This is a genomic window from Chitinimonas sp. (genome assembly GCF_041904975.1).
GTDB lineage: Bacteria > Pseudomonadota > Gammaproteobacteria > Burkholderiales > Chitinimonadaceae > Chitinimonas.
On sequence record NZ_JAYRLZ010000431.1, the window covers coordinates 1 to 2168 of the forward strand.

The following is a 2168-nucleotide window of genomic DNA, read 5'->3' on the forward strand; positions in this document are numbered from 1 at the left end:
GGGGGGGCTCGCCCCGCTTCTGCGAGGCTGGCAATCGGCTACAGCAATTTAACGGCCGAGTTCAGCGCTGCGCCATCAAGCGCTGCACGGTATTCATCATGCTTTCTGCCGCCTCGCGCACCGGGTGGTTCGGGTAGCGGGCCAGCAGATGGGTAAGGATGCGGGCGGCGCCGGCGTCGTCGTTGCGGTATTCGCACAGGATGCGTGCACCGAGCAGGTAGATTTCCGGGATATCGGCATGGCCGACATAGCGCTTGTCGAAGCCCTTGATCAGGCGCAGCGCGCCATCGACCAGGCGCGCTTCCAGCATCGCCTTGGCCAGTGGCAACACCGACGCCGATCGTTCCGGCTGGTAGTCGGGAATGCGTCGCTGTAGCGATTCGACCATGCGTGCCGCCTGCAACATGCGGTTTTCCGCCAGCAGGAAAGCGATATAGCGGTTGCCATGCTCCAGCAGCTCCTTGCCGGCATCGGCTTCGGCTACCAGCATCTTGTGCAGGCGCTCGTTCACGTCGATATCGAAGCGATAGTCGCGCCACAGCTCGCGCAGGCGCTGCAGTGCCTCCGCCTGCTGGCCCTCGCGGATCAGCTCGCTCACTTCGCGCAGGGCCAGCGCCTTGGCGTCGAGCGGTACGCCGCCCTGGCCTTGTTCGCCAAAGTGGCGCGCCACATCGGTGCCGGCCTCTTCGTGGTATTGGTACAGGGTGTAACCCATCAAACGCGCCATCACGGCGGCGAAGTAGGCGGCGACAAAGCCGGCAAGCGGCACCTGCACCAGCTCGGGCAGATGCGGGAATACATAGCCGGCCACCATGGCATTGCCGCCCACCAGCAGCAGGAGCAAGCCACTCAGTCCCAGATAAGGCAGACCCATACCGCTGACCAGCCGCCACAGGCGTTCCGGGTTGAGTGCTTCCATCATGCTGTCGCTCACCGCCAGGATCATGGTGCTGGCCGGCCATAGCAGGGCCAGCACGATGCCCCAGGCGCTGGCTGCCACCGGTCCGGCCACGGTGGCCACCATAAATACGGTAAAAGTAGCGACGAAGATCACGGCAATCTGCTTGTAAGCCAGATACTTGCCGCCATGCCCGGCTTCGATGCCGGCCGGGCTGTCTTCCAGATAACCGATGGCGGTCTTTTCCAGCACGCGAAAGGCAAAGCGCGCACACACGGCCCAGGCGGCAAAACGGGCGATCAGGCTCAGCGGCATGAACAGCCATTCACCGAGCGCCGATAGCAGCGCGACGCCCAAGCAGGTGAGCAAGGGGTCGATATTGAACGGGTAGAGAAAAAACGAGGGAAAGCATTCCCAGTACGGCGTAATGCCGGGCTGCTTATGGGCAATCGCCATGAATCAGACTTTCTGCTTGACCGGTTTTTTCCAGCCGGCAATCGATTTCTGGCCGCGAGCGCGGCAGATGGTCAGGGCATCGGCCGGCGCATCGAGGGTAATGGTGGAGCCGGCGGCAATATAGGCGCGGTCGGCAATGGTGATCGGCGCTACCAGCTGGCTGTCACTACCGATAAAGGCATCGTCGCCAATGGTGGTGACAAACTTGTTGGCACCATCGTAATTGCAGGTAATCACGCCGGCCGAGATATTCACCCGCTCGCCAATGACGGCGTCGCCAAGATAGGCGAGGTGACCGGCCTTGCTGCCATTGCCAAGCCGCGCCTTCTTGAGTTCGACAAAATTGCCGATATGCACGCGCTCGCCCAGCACCGAATCCGGCCGTACGCGCGCAAACGGGCCGAGGTCGGAGTGGCTGCCGACCACGCTGTCTTCGATCACCGTATTGGCCTTGACCACAACGCCGTCGCCGAGCGTCACATTTTTCAGATAAACATTCGGGCCGATCTTGACGCCATGGCCTAGCTCGATGCGGCCTTCCAGGATTACATTCACATCGATCTCGACATCCTGGCCGTGGCTGAGGCTGCCACGCAGATCAAAGCGTTCCGGGTCGAACAGGGTGACACCGGCGGCCATCAGCCGCTGCGCCTGGCGGCGCTGGTAGGCGCGCTCCAGCGCCGCCAGCTGCAGTTTATCGTTGACGCCGGCGGTCTCTACCGCGTCATCGGTCAACTCGCCCAGCACCGGCACGCCATCGGCACCCGCCATGGCGATGATATCGGTCAGGTAGTACTCGCCACTGGCAGTGGCG

General features: G+C 62.7%; 2 protein-coding genes. Both read right to left on the reverse strand.

Translation table 11 applies throughout. From position 1 onward, the window contains the following. Positions 1–61 precede the first annotated feature (61 nt). On the reverse strand, positions 62–1354 hold the full coding sequence (locus ACE3OH_RS21805; RefSeq protein ID WP_374358266.1) for a tol-pal system YbgF family protein: 1293 nt from the start codon (positions 1352–1354) through the stop codon (positions 62–64). Between the two features lie 3 nt (positions 1355–1357). After that, on the reverse strand, positions 1358–2168 hold an 811-nt coding region (locus tag ACE3OH_RS21810; protein ID WP_374358269.1), incomplete at its 5' end, for a bifunctional N-acetylglucosamine-1-phosphate uridyltransferase/glucosamine-1-phosphate acetyltransferase.

Bases quoted from the DNA above. Each gene is read 5' to 3' on its own strand.
- ACE3OH_RS21805 (WP_374358266.1), bottom strand. From the start codon at position 1,354: ATGGCGATTGCCCATAAGCAGCCCGGCATTACGCCGTACTGGGAATGC.